Origin of the sequence: Bifidobacterium sp. FKU (assembly GCF_026016385.1) — a bacterium.
GTDB classification, from domain to species: Bacteria; Actinomycetota; Actinomycetes; order Actinomycetales; family Bifidobacteriaceae; genus Bifidobacterium; species Bifidobacterium infantis.
This window is the reverse complement of the sequence record NZ_CP092888.1, coordinates 2,075,603-2,094,110: the sequence shown is the minus strand read 5'-3', so window position 1 is coordinate 2,094,110 and position 18,508 is coordinate 2,075,603. Positions and strand designations below refer to the sequence as shown.

The following is an 18,508-nucleotide window of genomic DNA, read 5'->3' as shown; positions in this document are numbered from 1 at the left end:
TGACTCCTAACGCATAGAGGAAAGAATGGATTTCGGGGATTTGGACAGCACGGCGGCGCATGACACGGCAAGGGCCACGGCGATGACCGCGCATCCGAGCAGCAGGATGAGCACCGTCTGCTCAGGCGGCAAGGCCTCCACGTGCAACGATTCCAACGGCGCGACGCCCGAATCGCGCAACAGTCGGGAAGACACGTATCCCGACAGCATGGCGCCGGTGCCCAGCGAACACAGGGCGGCGACCGCCGCCATGAGTCCGGTTTCGATGGCGAGCTGTGCGACTATCCGCATCTTGTCGATGCCGAGGGCCAGAAGCGTGCCTATCTCATGGATGCGTGAGCGAATCCAGAAGACCAGCGCCATCGCCAGCACCAGTACGTCCGCGAGGCAGACGGACAGCAGCACCATGCGCACCAGATCACGCACCGTCTGCACGGATTGCAGGACGCCGGAGAGCCGGGCCGAATCGTCGGTGACGTCGTACTTGCCACCGGCCATGGTCTTGGCCTGACTGACCGCCGCGGACAGGTCCTGCGGATTATCCGACAGGCATCGGATCATGCCGATCTGGTCGTTGCCGGTCAGAGCGGAGGTCACTCGCCTGCCCGAATAGATGAGGTTCTCGGAAGTGTCCGAGGGCAGGGGGCTTTGGGCCTGCACGTTACCGGAGAAGATCCCGGCCACACGCACCGTGGCGTTGCGCCCCTCCTGCCGGAGACGGAATGTCGAGCCGACCGATAGGCCGTTCTGCAGCGCGAAGTCGCGGTGGACCAGCACATCGTCGCCGTCGCCCGAGATATGGCGGCCCTGCTCCAGGCGGTACAGGCCGCTCTGGAATTCCTCGGACAATGAGGAATCGGTGGTGCCCAGCACGCTGACCTGCATGCCCAGATCGGAGTCCAGCCGGGGGCCCTGCCGGGGCATGACCGGGCGCGCGCCATCCACCTGCGCCAAGGTCTTCGTCGCATAGGCGGTCTTCGTCACACCGGGGATATGCGAGAACCGGCTCGCCTCCTCGGCGCTGATGGGATTCTCGCCGGCGCTGACGGTAAACCCTATGCCCATGCCCGCGCCGATGCTGTCGGACATGGTACGCAGGGCCGTCGAGACTCCGACCTGCGCCACCAGACTCGTGAAGACCATCAGCATCAGCAGACCGATGATGCCGCTGCGTACCGGCTTGCGCACGATCGCCAACGTGGCACGCTTCCACACATTCATGCTCATCATCGAATCTCCGACAGGTCTCGCGGCGATTTGCGCAGCATCGGCATGCACGCCACCGCGACGCACACCAGCATCACCGCCAACAGGCCGAGCGCCACGTACAGCATGGCGGTCCCATCGACCGACACCGTGAGCGAATCCAGGGTGCGCACCGACATGCTGGATTCAAGATCGCCGCCGACCTGCCCCATGCTGTTCAGCTCCTTCGCCGCGGAGGCGTTCACGGAATGGAGCGCCGTGGTGCCGAGCCATTGGGCCATTCCCTGCGCGCACAGCCAGCCGAGGACGAGGGACGGCAGACCGATCAGCACCATCTCGGCGAGGTATTGGGCGACCAGGGAGGGCTTGCCGACGCCAAGGGACACCAGTATGCCCATCTCCTGACGGCGGTCGTTCATCCACAGCAGCAGCATGAGACTGAGCACGAGCACGGCCGAGACGGTCACGCCGATCAGGGCGCCGCGCATCATGGAGCGCACGCCGCGGGCGGCATGCAGCATGCTCGACGAATACTGGTCGTTGCGCGTGATCTGATAGTTGTTCCAATCCACCGGGAGTTTCTTCGCGGCGTCCATGGTCTTCTCCACGTCAACGCCCTTGGACAGCACGAAGGTGGCGTCCTGGTATATTTCCTTGCCGTCCTTGTACTGGTACAGATCGCGTGTGGTATCCAGATCGGTGTAGATGGTGTTGGCGGTGAGTTCCGCTCGGCTGGATACCTTTCTGGCGCTGTCGCCCTTGAATATGCCCACGATGGTGGTCTTGACGGTCGCCGTCGAATGTGATTCGTTGTCGGCGTCGTAGGCGTTGGCCTTGAGCGTGAGCGTGTCTCCGACTTTGAGCCCGTTGGCTTTGGCGAGATCCTCATGGATCATCGACGTGTACTTGTCGGAGGCCTTCAGATGCCGTCCTTCGGCCATGCCGAGCGTGCGCGACGTGAACACGTTGAGTTTCGACGAATCATTCGTGCCTATGACGTTGGCGGCGTTGCCGAACTGCTGCTCCTTGGTCGCATCGTAATCATCGCCGCCGGGGACCTTCGCCACATTCGCCCCCACGAGATCGGCGGTGGCGTTCTGACGGACCATATACGAATCGACCCCGGGCAGTTGGGCGATCCTGCGCACGTCGGCGGGACGCACCATGCCACCTCCGCGAGGCGTGAGCATGCTGCCCTGCAGGTTGCTGGCCAGCACGAACCCGCCGACCGCTTCCTTCTCGATTCGTCCGGCGGCCTGTTGAGCTGCCCGAGAAACCGCGATCGTGGATAGCATACTCGCCGTTATGATGGTCAGTACTATGAGGAGCACTATGGTTCGCACTCGTTTTCTGAGCACATAGCGCACCGACCGTGCAACGAACGTCATCAATACCTCCTGTAGGCCTTGGGCTTTTCGCCCAAAATGCGAAACATGCCGCGTTTCGCCGGTTGGTTAGCCGCGACAATACATGATGCACCTCAAGATACGGGAAGAGATACGCCTTGGGCGAAAAACGGAACAGCGGCGAATGTCGGTTATTCTGGATTTTGGTCCATCTCGGGCCGCGTCGATGCGTCGGCCCGAGAGGAATCAGCGCTCGCTCCTCACCTTCGAGGCGGCGAACACGAGGAGCGGCACGTCATAGTGGATTGCACGGAAAGCCCCCTATTCTCATGGTCTCCCTGCCCTAATTAGAACACCTCACTCCGCAGCAATCGCGGCCTTGAGCTCCTCGACCTTGTCGGTCTTTTCCCACGGGAACTCGACGTCGGTACGTCCGAAGTGGCCATACGCGGCGGTCTTCAAGTAGATCGGGCGCTTCAGGTCGAGCTCGTCGATGATGGCGGCGGGGCGCAGGTCGAAGACCTTGCGTACGGCGGCGGTGATCTGGCCGCGCGTCACGCCTTGCTCGGTGCCGAAAGTCTCTACGTTGACGGATACCGGGTCGGCAACACCAATAGCGTAGGCGATTTGGATCTCGACTTTGTGGGCCAGGCCGGCAGCCACGATGTTCTTCGCAACCCAACGGGTGGCGTACGCGGCGGAACGATCGACCTTGGACGGGTCCTTGCCGGAGAACGCGCCACCGCCGTGGTGGGCGGCGCCACCGTAGGTGTCGACGATGATCTTGCGGCCGGTCAGACCGGCGTCGGCCGCCGGGCCGCCCAGGATGAACGAACCGGTCGGGTTGACCAGCTGGCGGTAGTTGTCATGCGGCACCTTGGAACCCAGCACCTCATCAAGCACCGGGTCAATCACGTGCTTCTTCAGCTCAACAGCAAGCCAATCCTGCGTAACCTCAGGATCATGCTGGGTGGAGATCAGCACGGTGTCCAGACGAACGGGCTTATCGTTATCGTCATACTCAATGGTTACCTGGGTCTTGCCGTCCGGGCGCAGGTGCGGCACTTCACCGGACTTGCGCACCTCGGTCAGACGGAAGGCGAGGCGATGTGCCAAGTAGATCGGAAGCGGCATCAGCGTCGGGGTCTCGTCGGTGGCGTAGCCGAACATCACGCCCTGATCGCCGGCACCCTGTGCTTCGTAACGTTCTTCGCGGCTGGCGGCGGTCTCCTGATCGCCAGTCAGACGGGCAACGCCCTGGTTGATTTCGGCGCTCTGCTCGGTGATGGCCACGACCACGCCGCAGGAATCGGCGTCAAGGCCGACTTCGGAAGAGGTATAGCCGATGTTGCGCAGGGTTTCGCGGACCTTGGACTGCACGTCGCAGTACCCCTTGGACGTGACTTCGCCGAAGACCAGGAACACGCCGGTGGCGGCGGAGGTCTCCACGGCCACATGGCTGGACGGATCCTGGGCCAGCAGATCATCAAGAATGGCGTCGGAGATTTGATCGCAGACCTTGTCAGGGTGGCCTTCGGTCACGGATTCGGCGGAGATAAGCCGATGTTCTTCTGTCATATCATCCCTTTCTTCAGGACTTATCGCCCCGCGGGATGCGAGGCACAATGATACGGTGTCAATTTTTACTTGTTACTGCGGAAGCGGGCATAAATAAAGGCTCGTGCCAACCAGCGCGGTGGCTCGAGCCTTACGTCTTGTTCGCTCCTGATGATGAGTTATAGCTGATTGCGATAACTCAGGCAAGCGTGTCGCTCAAAATCAGTTGTGAGAGAACTCTCAAACCATCATTCGGCGACGAACTGTCCAAACAATCCAAACGAATTGTCGGAATCGATCAGTTGCCCTCGTTGGCGTCGTCCTCGCCCAAGGTCTCCTCAAGCAGACCATCGTCGATCTCGCGGAAGGCGATGGACAGAGGCTTCTCGTTGTTCTGGTATTCGACCAGCGGGCCGACGTTCTGCAGCAGGCCCTCGTTGAGCTGCGTGAAGTAGGAGTTGATCTGGCGTGCGCGCTTGGCGGCGAAAATGGCCAGCGCGTACTTGGAATCGGCGTGCTTCATCAGGTCGTCGATCGGCGGGTTTGCAAGACCGTCGGGTGTCGGGTCAGTACCAAAAGCCATTGTTCTTATCTCCAAACATTGGAAAATCTATCTCAGCCGAAGCAAGTGTAGCCGTTTGGGGGGACTTCTGTCAGCCCTATACCGGACTCTCGCCAGAGGAATGTATTCCAAAAAATATGTGTAAGAAACGTTACGTTTTTGCCGATTCCATTATTCGACTCTTGACAAGTGGCGTGTCCCTCGCAAAGGCTTGAATAGAGCCATGACTGAAATGCGATCTGCAAAAATTATGTCAGGGCGCGTCTTTGCAGGCGCCCGAGCCCTCTACCGTGCTGCGGGCGTCAGCGGAGACGACATGGGCAAGAAGCCCATCATCGCCATCGCCAACTCGTTCGATGAGTTCCTGCCCGGCCACGTCCACCTCAACAAGGTCGGCCGCATCGTTTCCGAGGCTATCAGGGAAGCCGGCGGCATTCCGCGCGAGTTCAACACGATGGCCGTGGACGACGGCATCGCCATGGGCCACACTGGCATGCTCTACTCCCTGCCTTCCCGCGACATCATCGCCGACACCGTCGAATACCAGTGCAACGCGCACTGCGCCGACGCCCTGATCTGCATTCCGAACTGCGACAAGGTCGTGCCGGGCATGCTGATGGCAGCCCTGCGCCTCAACATTCCGACCGTGTTCGTCTCCGGTGGCCCGATGGAGGCCGGCACCACGGTGCTCGCCGACGGCACAGTCAAGAGCACCGACCTTATCGACGTGATGTACGCCACCGCCGACGACAGCGTCTCCGATGAGGAACTGCTCAATTATGAGAAGACCGTCTGCCCGACCTGCGGCTCCTGCGCCGGCATGTTCACCGCCAACTCGATGAACTGCCTGACCGAGGCCATCGGCCTGGCCCTGCCCGGCAACGGCACCATCCTCGCCTCCCACTCCTACCGCAAGGACCTGTTCGAGCGTGCCGCCAAGCAGGTCGTCAAGATCGCTCACCAGTACTACGACGATTCCGACGATTCCGTGCTGCCGCGCTCCATCGCCACCAAGGAAGCCTTCGAGAACGCCATGACCATGGATGTGGCCATGGGCGGTTCCACCAACACCGTGCTGCACATCCTCGCCATGGCCCAGTCCGCCGACGTGGACTTCACCCTGGACGACATCGAGCGCATTTCCCACACCGTGCCGTGCATCTGCAAGGCCTCGCCGTCCGGCAAGTGGGAGATTTCCGACGTGCACCGTGCCGGCGGCATCACCGGTATCCTTGGCGAGCTCGACCGCGCCGGCAAGCTGCACACCAACGTGCACTCCATCGACTACCCGACGCTGGAAGCCAAGCTGGCTGATTGGGACATCATGCGCCCGACCTGCACCGAGGAAGCCCAGCAGATGTACAAGGCCGCTCCTGGCCACATCATCTCCCCGGAGCCGTGGACGCACACCACCCTGTTCGACTCGCTCGACCGTGACCGTACCAACGGCGCCATCCACGACATCAACCACCCGGAGATTCACGAAGGCGGCCTCGTCGTGCTGCGCGGCAACCTGGCCCCCGACGGCTGCGTGGTCAAGACCGCCGGTGTTCCGCCGGAGATCTGGAAGTTCCGTGGACCGGCTCTGGTGGTCGACTCCCAGGAGCAGGCCATCGAGGTCATTCTGAACGATACCCTGAAGCCCGGCATGGCGCTTGTGATTCGTTACGAAGGCCCGAAGGGTGGCCCGGGCATGCAGGAAATGCTGTACCCGACCTCCTTCGTCAAGGGCAAGGGCATCGGCAAGCAGGTCGCCATGCTCACCGACGGTCGCTACTCCGGCGGTTCCTCCGGTTTGGCCATCGGCCACATGGCGCCTGAGGCTGCCAATAAGGGCCCGGTGGCGCTCATCAAGAACGGCGACATCATCGATATCGATATCGAAGCCCGTTCCGTGAACGTCGAACTGACTGACGAGCAGTTGGACGAGCGTCGCCGTGAACTCGAGGCCGGCGACGGCTACGTGGCTCACCGCAACCGCCACGTCTCCCAAGCGCTGAAGGCGTACGCCGCCTTCGCCCGCTCGGCCGACAAGGGTGCGACGCGTGACCCGGAGCTGATCAACAAGCTCTCCGGTCTCGACTGATCGCCGATTGTATAGCTGAAAAGCCCGGTATCTTCCTCGCGAAGATGCCGGGCTTTTTGCTGTGCTTCCGATGACGGGAGCGATATTGCTTGTTATCGCACGCAGGCGGCGGGGGAGAGGCGTGCGCCTCGGGCCCAGTCGGCGGCGCGCATGGCCTTCTTGCCCTGCGCCTTGACTTGGGTGAGTTCCAGCGGCGTGCTGCCGGTACCAACCCACACGTTCTTCTTGCCCACCTTCAGCTCGCCGGGCTTGAGATCGGCCGGAGTGTTGGGATTGGACTGGTCGGCCGGTTGCGCGGCGAGGATATGCAGGGTGAGGGATTTAGCGGTTGACCCGTCATTATCGGCGATTGGCCCCTCCGCAAACAGTTCGGTCCATGCCCCAGGATGTGGCGTGCAGGCGCGAATCTGGCGGTCGATGGCTCCGGCCTCGTCCGTCCAACTGATGCGGGCGTCCTCCACCGTGATCTTGTGCGCATATTCCAGGCATTCGGCCGGCTGCGCGGTGAATGTGGCGGTGCCTTCGCCGACGGCGGCCAGAGCATCCACATACATGGGTGCGCCTTCTTCGGCCAGACGGTCAAGCAGTTCGCCGGAGGTCTCACGGCCGGTCAGTTCGATGGTCAGGGAAGCGACGATCGGGCCATCGTCCAAGCCCTCGCCGACCTTGAACACGTCGGCGCCGGTGGTCGGGTCGCCTGCCCAAATCGCACGCTGGGCGGGAGCGGCGCCACGCCACTTTGGCAGGTTGGAGAAATGCAGGTTGTACCAGCCCATGGGTACTGCGTCGAGTACGTTCTTAGGCAGGATATTGCCATAGGCGATGACAGCGGCGATATCCGCATGCAGGTCGTTCAACGCCTCCATGAATTCGGGGGAGCGGGGTTTGAGATCGATGACGGGCAGCCCGAGTTCCAGAGCCTTCGCCTTGACCGGGCTGGGCGTGAGTTTGCGGCCGCGACCGGTAGGCGCGTCGGGGCGGGTGATGACGCCGACCACGTCGAAGCGTGGGTCGGCGGCAAAGGCCTTGAGCGAGGGCACCGCCACGTCGGGGGTGCCGGCGAATACGAGTTTGAGCATGGTCCTCCTTGAAATGTCGATGCTCACTGCACGGCCGGAATGTTCACGCCATTGGCGATGAGCAGTTCACGCAGCTTGACCGGATCCTGGAAACGTACGCCACGGATGCCGGCCGCATTCGAGCCGACGATGTTCATGGCCTTGTCGTCGATGAACAACGCGCCATCGGCATTGATGCCGAACTGGTTCAACGCGGCCTCGTAGATTTCCTTGTGCGGCTTGCGCAGCTTGACAAAACCGGAGACGAGCTTGCCATCAAGCTGCTGCAGAATATCGCACTGTTCCTCGGCCACGTGGAACAGGCTGGATTCCCAGTTGCTCAGGCCCCACACGCCGATGCCGGCGGCCTTCAGGTCATTGACCAGCACGCGCGCGCCCGGCACGATGCCGGTCAGGGAGTCGCGGAAGTTCTTGATGTAGTAGTCGAGGATGTCCGCCCACTTATCGCCCTTGTCACGGCGCATGATGGCGATGGCCTCGTCGGTGCTGGTGCCGCCGTCCATCAGGTCGTTGGCATCGTAGAAGCCGGAGATGTCGTTGTCGAGGAATTCGTCGATGGTCTTCTGGCTGTAGCGGGGGATGAGTACGGCGGCCGGATCCCAGTAAATCAGCACGTTGCCGAAATCGAAGATCACGTCGGTGATCGGCTTGCCGGCGTTCGCAGCGGCCTCGCCGTCCGCGACCAGCACGTCGTAATCCATATCCGGCTCTCCAGGCCAGCCCTTCATGGTGTCCTCCTTATAGCGATGTTCGTTCCGTAATTATCGTTTCACGTGTTGAAGACGATTAGATCAGGTCTTTGGGATCTACTCGGAAGCGAAGCTCGCCGGGTTCGCGGGACGCCACATGACGAGCGGTTTCCCGGTGCAGTCGGGCCGCCAGCTCGGCTCGCCGACTCTGCGGCACACGGATTACTGCCTTCACCCGGTCGGCCGTGGCTTCGAGCTCCCGGGCGTCGACCGTGTCCGGTTGCGCGATCGGCACCGGGCCCAACATGCCGGGCAGCTCGCCGCAGGCCGTCCAATCGCCGCCCAGGGCGCCGATACGCTGCATCAGCGTCATCACCGCATCACGGCGGCCCCACACGCAGGCGGCGGCCACGGCCGGCGGCATACCGGTCTCCACACGCTCCTCAAGATCCTTGGCTGCAAGAATCCTCGAATCCCAGAGCATCAGCGATTGGGCGATGGCCGGGTCGGTTTCGCCGAGAATCAACGCCTGGCCGCCACGGGAACGCGGCGCGCACAACGACACCGCACGCATCCACGCGGTCAACGTATCCAACCGAGCATCCACGCCCAACGCATACAGGCTGGTCCAAGCGTCGAGCACGGCCACTGCGCGATACTCATGACCGGATGTTCCCTGCTCGGCACTGATCGGACGCACGCGCGGTTCGAAACCGGGAGTGGCGATGACAATCATCGGCTGGCAAGCCACATCGCGCACCAGACCCTGCGTCTTGCTGGACAAAACTACTGGCACGCCACGGAACAATCCGGCCAGTTCAGCCGCAGTGCCTGCAGCACCCACGCGCACCACGCGCATACGTTCATGCCCACAGCCCGGACACTTCCAGTTGATGGCGGCAGCCCCGCACCAGCGGCATCGCGGTGTGGAGTCCCGGCGGTCGGCCGGCAGTTGCAATGGTCCGGAACACTTGGCGCAGCGCACCTGACGATGGCATTTCGCACAGCTCAAGGTCTCGCTGACATTGTCTTGCGGAATGGACAACAGCACCGGGCCGCTCTCCAGCGCTTTGGAAAGCACGCGGACAGCTGTATGCGGCACACGTGCGCCGATGGACGGGTCGGCAAGACGCGCAAGCTCATCGCGATTGAGCCAACGTACCCAAGGCGTCGCATCCTTCAGCGGCGAGGCGAGCGGGTGAATCGCGGTGGAATAGCCGCTTACCGGGGTCTCCACCGTATCCGGGCCGGTGTTTTCCCACTGGCTTTGCGGGGTGCGCGCATTGGCCATGGCCACGAACACGCCGCCATGGGACTTGGCGCGCAGCCGCATCACGCCACGGGCCTGTGGATATGGCATCATACCGTCCATGTTCTGATAGGCGGCATCCTCCAGAATGGCGAACAGTGCCGGGCCTGCAACCGGCGCATACATCACCGCGCGGGTGCCGATCACCACCTTCACCTGGCCCAATGCCACGGCCAGATACGTGCGATACCGGTCGGCCGCAGGCATGGTCTCCGCATTGAGCACGGCGACGTCGCCCACCCAGCCGCCGGCGGGTGCCGGGGCGAACGGTTTGAGTCCATAATTGCGTAGCATAGGCATCAGGTCTTCGACCTCGCGCATGGTGGGCAATTCAACTACGGCAGCCTTACCGGCACTCAACGCAGTGGCCACCATCCATGCCATGTTTCGTTGCCACTCCTGTGCACCGGGCAACGAATCAAACACAAAAGATTGGAAACGTTGACCGGTAAGCGCGTCATGAAGCACATTGACATCGGCGTAATTGGCGGTCAGACGACGATACCCCTGCGCAGCTCCCTCCGAAACGGTACTGGCAACGGCAAAGGTAGAGCCAGCAGGTTTGGTCCCATCGGGATTGGTGCCACGCCCGGCAAAACCACCCTGCGTATTATCCGGCAATGAGCCGCCGACCGGCCGACGGAACGACGCGGCCAACCGCTGCTCGGTCTCTACCTTGGCCACGCGCGGTGGCACGGCGAAACGCAGAATATTGGCCCGTGTGCCGCCATAGGCTTTGGCAACCAGACCGATATCCTCACGCATCGAAGCGGGAACCAGCACATCGGGGCTTAGCACTCGCTCGATATAGCGAATCGAAGAGCGCGGCGTATCGCTGGTATCGGTGCGTGCCCAGATCACGCCGCTGACCCTCTGACCGCCAAACCGCACGCGCACCAGCACACCCGGTTGTGCGGCCTCGCTGTCTTTTTCATCAATGAAGTAATCGAATGTCTGACCGAGGTGGAGCGCCTGCACATCCAGCACGACTTGCGCTATGGGATGCTGCTCGGCCGGCGTATGCTCCGCAGGCGCACGTTTACGCCGCTTGCGGGGAGCCAGCCCCGCAAGCGTCAGCTGTTCTGCGCCTGAAGTAGTCATGGCTCAACTATAAGTGCCGGAGCCGAGGTCGGTAAAATTTTACCGGCGCAGGTAATCGAGTACGTGGGTTAGGTCGCGGTCGTTGATGGTTTTGTCGGCGGCGAGCTGGGTCTTTGGCTTGGCACAGAACGCGAGACCCAGACCGGCGGCCTGAATCATCGGAATATCGTTGGCGCCATCGCCCACAGCCACGGTCTGGCTCATCGGAATACCCAAACGGTCCGCCCATGTCTGCAAGACGTGCAACTTCACGGTCTTGCTCACGATTTCGCCGAGCACCTTGCCGGTCAAGCACCCATCGGCAACCTCAAGCCGGTTGGCGATCCAATAGTCGATATGGCCCTCGGCCGCCAGCATATCGACCACTTCATGGAAGCCGCCGGACACCACGCCGACCTTCCAACCGTGTTCATGCAGCGTGTCGATAAGCTCCAGCGCACCCTTGGTGAAATGCAGCTTGTCATGCACCGTATCGAACGCGGAAACCGGCAGCCCCTTCAGCAGCGCCACACGAGCACGCAAGGCGTCGCAGAACTCCAGTTCGCCGCGCATGGCGCGTGCGGTCACTCCGGCAATCTCCTCACCGCAGCCAGCCACCACGCCCAACTCGTCGATAACCTCTTCGTCAATGAGCGTGGAGTCCACATCCATAACCAGCAGGCCGGGCTCGCTCAGCGTCGGCACAAAAACCGCAGAACCAGCCGGGCTCCCAACTTCGCTCTCGGCGGACTTGTCAATAAAATGCACATCTTCTTGCGTCATGCTCCTGATTCTGGGAAAACCTTGGGACAATGCCCTCTATGAGTTTTTCCATGGCAGCCGCCACTATTCTTGCGACCGACCCTACGCCCATCTGCACCACCACCGAACCCGGCCTGATCGGCACCATCACCGACTGGCTGATCATGCTGATGGAAACCATCGGCGGTATCGGCGTGGCCTTGGCCATCGCCCTCGAATCCATCTTCCCGCCCATCCCGTCCGAAGTCATTCTTCCGCTCGCCGGCTTCACCGCCGCACGCGGCACCTTGAGTCTGCCGGGCGCAATCATCTGGGCCACCATCGGCTCCGTACTGGGTGCCTGGACCTTGTACGGCATCTCCCGCTGGGTGGGCCTGCATCGCATCAATCTCGCGGCAGACAGAATCCCCGGCGTCAGCCGCAAAGACGTGAGCAAAGCCAACGACTGGTTCACCAAATACGGCACATGGTCGGTGCTCATCGGCCGTGTGATTCCCGTGGTACGCTCGCTGATTTCGATTCCCGCCGGGTTCAACCGCATGAACTTCCTGCACTTCACCGGCTGGACCCTGCTCGGCTCGGCCGTGTGGAACACCATCCTCGTTTCCGCCGGTTACCTACTCGGCGACCAGTGGTGCTCGATTCAAGGCGCGCTCGGCGTGTTCGAGGACGTGGTCATCGCGGCCGTGATTGTGGTCATCGTATGGTTCGTGGTGCGAAAAGTGCGTACTGTGATACGTAACAGGAAATCCGCCGACGGCAACGAATAGGGTCTGCCGACTGCCATAAGTTGCCGAAAATCCCGGATAGAAGGGAAGCGAAGAACCCGCATGAGCGACACCGAAGATCTCGCCGCGCTGAACGATCGCCTGATGGCCAAGAACCATGCGCTCGCCGAAGCATTGAACCGTGCCGGCAAGGAACTGACCAAGGCGAAGTCACGGCTCGCCCAGCTCGCTCAGCCGCCGCTCACCTTCGCCACCATGGTCAAGGTCGATTCCACCCGCACCGACGCAGACGGCATCCAGCACGCGTCGGCCGAAGTCATTTCCGGCACCCGCCGCATGGTGGTGCCCGTGGCATCCGACGTCAACGCCGCCCGTCTGACCGCCGGGGCCACCGTGATGCTCAACGAGAAGCTCGTGCTGGTCGAGCAGCGCGACGCTGACACCGTGGGCCAGATTCGCAGTGTCAAGCAGGTACTTGACGATGGTCGACTGATCGTTACCGACGCCTCCGGCAATCCCGTGCTCATCCGCCGTTCCGGCGCGCTCGCGTATGCGGGCATCAATCAGGGCGACCGCATCATCGTCGATCCGTCCGTCCGCCTCGCCATCGAAGCGCTGCCCGCCGAGGGCGACAAGGATCTGGTGCTGGAGGAGACCCCGGACGTCACGTTCGCCGACATCGGCGGCTTGGATAGTGAGATTGGTCGTATCAGGGACGCCGTCCAACTGCCGTTCCGGCATCGTGCGCTGTTTGAGCGCTACGATCTGAAGCCGCCGAAGGGCGTGCTGCTGTACGGCCCGCCCGGCAACGGCAAGACGATGATCGCCAAGGCCGTGGCGAACGCCCTGTGCGAGGGTGGTTACGATTCGAATGGCGACGGCTCGATCAGCCCGGCCGAACCCCGCGTTAAAGGCGTGTTCCTGTCCGTCAAGGGCCCGGAACTGCTCAACAAATACGTCGGCGAATCCGAACGGCTGATTCGCCTGATCTTCCAGCGCGCCCGCGAACGCGCCGCGGATGGCAATCCGGTGGTCGTTTTCATCGACGAAATGGATTCGCTGCTGCGCACCCGCGGCTCCGGCGTCTCCTCCGACGTGGAGACCACGATCGTGCCCCAGTTCCTCTCCGAACTTGACGGCGTGGAATCACTCGACAATGTGATGGTGATCGGTGCCTCCAACCGCGTGGACATGATCGATCCGGCTGTGCTGCGACCGGGGCGTCTCGACGTCAAGATTCGCGTCGGCCGGCCCAAAACCAATCAGGCCATCGCCATCGTGGACCATTACCTCACCGACGACCTGCCTCTGGAAAATGGTGTCGACGCGCACGCCTTGTCCGCCGTGCTGGTGCATGACATCTACGGAACCTCCGAACGCCGCCATCTATGCGACGTGCAGGAGGAGAACGGCCAGTGGCATGCGCTCTTCCTGGCCGACGTGGTCTCCGGCGCGATGCTCAAGAACATCGTGGACCGGGCCAAGACCCGAGCGGTCAAGGAATCCATCGAAACCGGCTCGGACGTGGCGCTCACCGTGCCGCTGCTCGCCGCCGCCGTGGAAGACGAATACCGCGAGACCCGCGATTCCATGACCGACGTGGACCCCGAACAATGGTCGCGCATCAACGGCATGGACCCGATCCGCCGCATCCGCACCGCCGAATAGCTCAAGCTCAAGGAGCACTACATGACCGTCAAACGAGTGATGGGCACCGAAACCGAATACGCGGTATCCCTGAACACCCCGGACCGCTACAACCCGGTGCAACTGTCCTTCGACGTGGTGAACGGCGCCGCGGACAGCCACAGCAAATCCATCCGCTGGGACTACCGGCAGGAGGACCCGGTCAACGACGCGCGCGGCACTCGCCTCGAACGCGCCGCCGCCCGCCCGGACATGCTCACCGACGCCCCACAACTCAACATCACCAACGTGATCGCCCCCAATGGCGGCCGCGTCTACGTGGACCACGCCCACCCCGAATACTCGGCACCGGAAACCACCGACCCGTTCGAAGCGGTCCGCTATGACCACGCCGGAGACCTCATCATGCAGGCCGCCACCGAACGCGCCCGCACACAGACCGGCACCCCCATCGCCCTGCATCGCAACAATGTGGACGGCAAGGGCTCCTGTTGGGGCACGCACGAGAACTATATGATGGCCCGCTCAGTGCCATTCGACTTGGTCACGCGCCTGATGACCCTCCACTTCGTCACCCGCCAGATCTACGCCGGCTCCGGCCGCGTGGGAATCGGCGAGAACAGCGAGATCCCGGGCTACCAGCTCAGCCAGCGCGCCGACTACATCCATGCCAAAGTCGGTCTGCAAACCACCTTCGAACGCCCGATCATCAACACGCGCGACGAATCCCACTCCACCGACGCATACCGCCGCCTGCACGTCATCGTTGGCGACGCTAACCGCATGGAGGTACCGCAGGCCCTGAAACTCGGCACCACGAGCATGCTGCTGTGGCTGCTCGAACACGCGGACGAAGCCGGATTCGATCTGAACGTCTTCCTCGACGAGCTCGAACTGGCCGACCCGGTCGAAGCCATGCACACCATCTCCCATGACCTGACGCTGGGCGCAAGCCTGCCGCTGGCCAACGGCGGCGAAACCAACGCATGGCTTATCCAGCTCAAACTGCGCCAAGCCGTCTACCAGGTCGCCGCACTGGTCGAAGGCGCCGACACCGCCGGCGAGCCCGCCTGGTCGGACAAATCCACCACATCCATCATGGCGATGTGGCAGCAGGCGCTCATCGACTGCGCCTCCATCCGCCATGCCGCCGACGATGACGAACGCCTGGCCATGACCGGTGAGGCCAGCCGCATCGAATGGCTGCTCAAATGGCAGCTGCTCGAAAAACTGCGCCGCAAAATCACCGCGGCAGCTGCGCCCAGCGTGGCTAACGGATGGAATGATCCGCGACTGAAGGTCATTGAACTGAAATGGGCGGCGCTCGACCCCGCGGACAGCATCTTCACCAAACTCGAACCCCGCACCGAACGGGTGGTGAGCGCCGCCGACATCGCACGCGCCGCCACCGAACCGCCGGCAGACACCCGCGCCTGGCTCAGGGCGAAACTCGTTGCACGATTCGGCGATGAGGTGGCCGCCGCCAGCTGGTCCCGACTCACTGTTCGCGACCCGCGCGCCGCAGACGAGGGCGAGGCTGTCGAATTCTACGGCAATGCCGGCCATATGGCCGCTACCGACCATCACCTGTTCTCCCTCGACATCTCCGACCCGCTCGCCTTCACCAAGGCGCACTGCGAAACCGAACTCAATTCAGCCGAACACGCCATCGATCTGCTGAAGTCGCTGGCCATCAACGCCGAACGATAGACTTGATAGCTATGGAAGAAACACGCGAAGAGACCCCACAGGACCTGCGCAACCTTGCGCTCAAAGTCGCCGGCCTTCTCGAAGAAGCCGGCCAGCATGCCCTCCACGACCAGCTCAATCCGCGTAACCTCGCCCAGTCGAGCACCGAGAACGCGGATCGTGGTCCCCGCTATAAGCTCGAAGTCGACAGCAAGATTATGCGCTTTATGAGCGCCAGAATCGCCGACATCGCCCACTTCGACGGCTTCTGGACCACCCGACCCGCCGAAAGCCGCCCCGGCCAGCGTTACTGGTACATCGGCAAGATCGACGGTGTGATCAACTACATACGCCGCATGAGCGAATGGACGGTAACCGCCGCCCTGTTCGAATTCGGCCCGGACAATGAGCCCAAGCCGATCATCGGCATCGTGCATGCCCCGGCCCTCGGCCTGACCTACCTGGCCGCCAGGGGAGCGGGTGCCGTGCGCATCCACAAAACCGCGGTCGGTGAGAAGCGCGACAAGGTCGTGCCGTCGATGACCTCCTCGCTGGACGGTTCCGTGCTGAGCTACGGCATGTCCTTCCTGCCCGACGAATCGCAGCGCGCGCTCGACGTGGCCTCCTCGCTCGCCGGACGCCCGGCCGACATCAAGCGTGTGGGCCCCGCCTCGCTCGACCTGTGCAAAGTGGCCGACGGCACCTATGACGCCTACTTCGAGCCGATGCTGCACGTGTGGGATATCCCCGCCATCGCCGCCGGCACCGTGGTGGTTTGGGAGGCGCAGGGTACGCTGAGCCGTTGGGACGGCGAACGTATCCACTGGCGTCACGATAACGATGTAGTGGCCTCCAACGGACTCATCATCCGCGAACTGCAGCATTACCTGCAGCAGTATCCGTGGCCCGACTCCATCAACCAGCGATAATTTTTTTGACTCCTCCGGCTCCCCTCGGGTGAGGGGAGCCGTCGGCCGAAGGCTGACTGAGGGGAGTTTGACAGCCCAAAAAGAAGACAACATGCCACAACAATTCGAACAACCTCAAGCACAGCAGGCCGCGACCCAGGAAGACGACGCCCTCGCCACCACGCAGGCCGCCGCCCAAACCGAGTCCACCGACCAGGCCGACGTGTTGGACGACATCCTCGACGACATCGAATCCACCTTGGAAACCAACGCCGAGGAATACGTCAACAGCTTCGTGCAAAAAGGCGGCGAGTGATGCCCCAACTGCGTGACAGCGGCACCCGCTCCCTGCACGCCACGGAACCCGTACCATCCGCCGAGATGGACGGGTTCTGCCGTATTTTCGGCGTCGAAACCGAATACGGCGTGGCCGTCACCGGTGCCGAACGCCCCGTGGACGCCGGCCAGGTGGCGATGACCATGTTCCAGCCCATCGTCTCCCGTTCCCGCTCCACCAACACGTATCTGGCCAATGGCTCACGTCTGTATCTGGACGTCGGATCCCATCCCGAATACGCCACCGCCGAGGCCCGTGACCCGCGCGAGGCCTTGGGGCAGGATCTTGCCGGCGAACATGTGATGCGCAATCTGGCCCTGAAGGCCCAGCGCAAGCTGCGCGAATCCTACAGCGAACACGCCACGATCCACGTGTTCAAAAACAACGTCGACTCCGCCGGCCACGCCTTCGGCTGCCACGAAAACTACTTGGTCCGCCGCTTTGTGCCGTTGGAGACCATCGAACACCAGCTGCTGCCGTTCCTGATCACCCGCCAGCTGTACACCGGTGCCGGCCGCGTGACTCCGGACGGCTTCCAGATCACCCAGCGTGCGGACTTCCTGGACGAGGCCGTCTCCTCGGCCACCACCCGCTCCCGCCCGATGGTCAACACGCGCGACGAGCCGCACGCCGACCCCGACTCCTTCCGTCGGCTGCATGTGATCATCGGCGACTCGAACCGTTCGCAATGGTCCACATGGATGAAGCTCGCCGTCACGCACCTTGTGCTGTGCGCGATCGAAGATGCCTTCCGCCTCGGCACCCCGTCCGGTTTTGAACACTGCGCCTTCGCCGACCCGGCTGCGGCCAATCGCACCGTCAGCCGATTCCTCGACGACCCGCACGCCGAACTGACGCTCGAATCAGGCGAATCCGTGTCCGCACTGGGTCTGCAGCGCCGGTATTATGCGGCAGTCAAGGCCTTCATCGAAACCCATGGCGATGCGCTGGCAAGTTCGCTGCCGGCCACCACGATCGTCACGATTATGGGGGAGTGGAGCCGCGTTCTGGACGCACTGGAGCGTGGTGCATACGATGCGCTCGCCGACCGCGTGGACTGGGCCGCCAAGAAGCGTCTGTTCGATGCGCTCAAACGCCGTCGCCCGGACGTCACCTTCGCCCAGATGGAACAGCTTGAGCTTGACTACCACGACATCGCCAATGGCCGCCTGTACGGTTCGCTGACTTCCCGCAACCAAATGCGTGAGCTGCTGACAGGAGACGACGTGGAATACGCCGTGCACAACCCGCCGACCGACACCCGTGCCGCCCTGCGTGGCCGATTCGTGGACGCGGCCCTGAACGTCGGAGCCCAGTTCTCCGCCGACTGGACCCACCTGACCCTGACCGCCCCCGAACGCCGGGAAGCCATACTCCTCGATCCCTTCGAGGCCGAGCCCACCCCGGAATTCGAGCAGCTTATGGAAGCGCTGTAGATTCTACAGGCGTTCTTCACCAGCAAACCATTCAAGCTGGAGTCCGACAACTCGCTTTCCGTTGATGCGGCCGTGGAACATCTGCTG

At 62.6% G+C, this 18,508-nt stretch carries 15 protein-coding genes and 1 riboswitch; of the genes, 7 read left to right on the top strand and 8 right to left on the bottom strand.

Annotated features, from left to right (window positions below; genetic code table 11):
- Positions 1–6: 6 nt before the first annotated feature.
- The 4 genes from MMB48_RS09450 to rpoZ all read right to left on the bottom strand — a co-directional run bounded on the left by MMB48_RS09450 (position 7) and on the right by rpoZ (position 4,692).
- Positions 7–1,230, bottom strand: coding sequence for an ABC transporter permease (locus MMB48_RS09450; protein WP_032745422.1), 1,224 nt, complete (start codon positions 1,228–1,230; stop codon positions 7–9).
- On the bottom strand, positions 1,227–2,594 hold the full coding sequence (locus tag MMB48_RS09445) for an ABC transporter permease (RefSeq protein WP_032745420.1): 1,368 nt from the start codon (positions 2,592–2,594) through the stop codon (positions 1,227–1,229). Before MMB48_RS09445 ends, MMB48_RS09450 begins: the two co-directional genes overlap by 4 nt.
- Positions 2,595–2,909: 315 nt before the next feature.
- Complete coding sequence (gene metK / locus MMB48_RS09440; protein WP_032745419.1) at positions 2,910–4,130, bottom strand: methionine adenosyltransferase; 1,221 nt, start codon at positions 4,128–4,130, stop codon at positions 2,910–2,912.
- A riboswitch (SAM riboswitch) is annotated at positions 4,126–4,185 on the bottom strand. (Overlaps the previous gene by 5 nt.)
- A gap of 222 nt (positions 4,186–4,407) precedes the next feature.
- Positions 4,408–4,692, bottom strand: a complete 285-nt coding sequence (gene rpoZ, locus MMB48_RS09435; RefSeq protein ID WP_032745417.1) for a DNA-directed RNA polymerase subunit omega — start codon at positions 4,690–4,692, stop codon at positions 4,408–4,410.
- A 202-nt stretch (positions 4,693–4,894) separates the two neighbouring features.
- On the opposite strand from rpoZ, the gene ilvD reads away from it, so the two are divergent.
- Positions 4,895–6,757, top strand: a complete 1,863-nt coding sequence (ilvD, locus tag MMB48_RS09430; RefSeq protein ID WP_080714938.1) for a dihydroxy-acid dehydratase — start codon at positions 4,895–4,897, stop codon at positions 6,755–6,757.
- A 92-nt stretch (positions 6,758–6,849) separates the two neighbouring features.
- Here ilvD and fmt read toward each other — a convergent pair whose 3' ends face one another.
- Genes fmt through serB form a run of 4 tightly spaced genes read right to left on the bottom strand, consistent with a single transcriptional unit; the run spans position 6,850 to position 11,697 of the window.
- On the bottom strand, positions 6,850–7,836 hold the full coding sequence (gene fmt, locus MMB48_RS09425; RefSeq protein WP_032745414.1) for a methionyl-tRNA formyltransferase: 987 nt from the start codon (positions 7,834–7,836) through the stop codon (positions 6,850–6,852).
- A gap of 23 nt (positions 7,837–7,859) precedes the next feature.
- Positions 7,860–8,564: an HAD family hydrolase gene (locus tag MMB48_RS09420; protein ID WP_032745413.1), complete on the bottom strand. Its 705-nt coding sequence runs from the start codon at positions 8,562–8,564 to the stop codon at positions 7,860–7,862.
- Positions 8,565–8,622: 58 nt separating this feature from the next.
- Entirely contained in the window at positions 8,623–10,935 is a 2,313-nt protein-coding gene (locus tag MMB48_RS09415; RefSeq protein ID WP_032745412.1) for a primosomal protein N', read from the bottom strand.
- 39 nt (positions 10,936–10,974) lie between these two features.
- Positions 10,975–11,697 carry a phosphoserine phosphatase SerB gene (serB, locus tag MMB48_RS09410; RefSeq protein WP_032745410.1) on the bottom strand — a complete coding sequence of 241 codons (723 nt, stop codon included), beginning with the start codon at positions 11,695–11,697 and terminating at the stop codon, positions 10,975–10,977.
- 50 nt (positions 11,698–11,747) lie between these two features.
- Between serB and MMB48_RS09405 the strand changes: the two genes are divergently transcribed.
- The 6 genes from MMB48_RS09405 to pafA all read left to right on the top strand — a co-directional run bounded on the left by MMB48_RS09405 (position 11,748) and on the right by pafA (position 18,421).
- A complete protein-coding gene (locus MMB48_RS09405; RefSeq protein ID WP_014485138.1) occupies positions 11,748–12,446 on the top strand; it encodes a DedA family protein in 699 nt (232 codons plus the stop codon).
- A 60-nt stretch (positions 12,447–12,506) separates the two neighbouring features.
- Entirely contained in the window at positions 12,507–14,072 is a 1,566-nt protein-coding gene (gene arc / locus MMB48_RS09400) for a proteasome ATPase (RefSeq protein WP_136527166.1), read from the top strand.
- Positions 14,073–14,093: 21 nt separating this feature from the next.
- Positions 14,094–15,761 (top strand): depupylase/deamidase Dop, encoded by a 1,668-nt coding sequence (dop, locus tag MMB48_RS09395; RefSeq protein WP_032745409.1) that lies wholly within the window; start codon positions 14,094–14,096, stop codon positions 15,759–15,761.
- Positions 15,762–15,772: 11 nt separating this feature from the next.
- Positions 15,773–16,669, top strand: a complete 897-nt coding sequence (locus MMB48_RS09390; protein ID WP_032745407.1) for an inositol monophosphatase family protein — start codon at positions 15,773–15,775, stop codon at positions 16,667–16,669.
- A 91-nt stretch (positions 16,670–16,760) separates the two neighbouring features.
- Entirely contained in the window at positions 16,761–16,964 is a 204-nt protein-coding gene (locus MMB48_RS09385) for a ubiquitin-like protein Pup (protein ID WP_032745405.1), read from the top strand.
- Positions 16,964–18,421, top strand: coding sequence for a Pup--protein ligase (pafA, locus tag MMB48_RS09380; RefSeq protein WP_032745404.1), 1,458 nt, complete (start codon positions 16,964–16,966; stop codon positions 18,419–18,421). Before MMB48_RS09385 ends, pafA begins: the two co-directional genes overlap by 1 nt.
- Positions 18,422–18,508 lie beyond the last annotated feature (87 nt).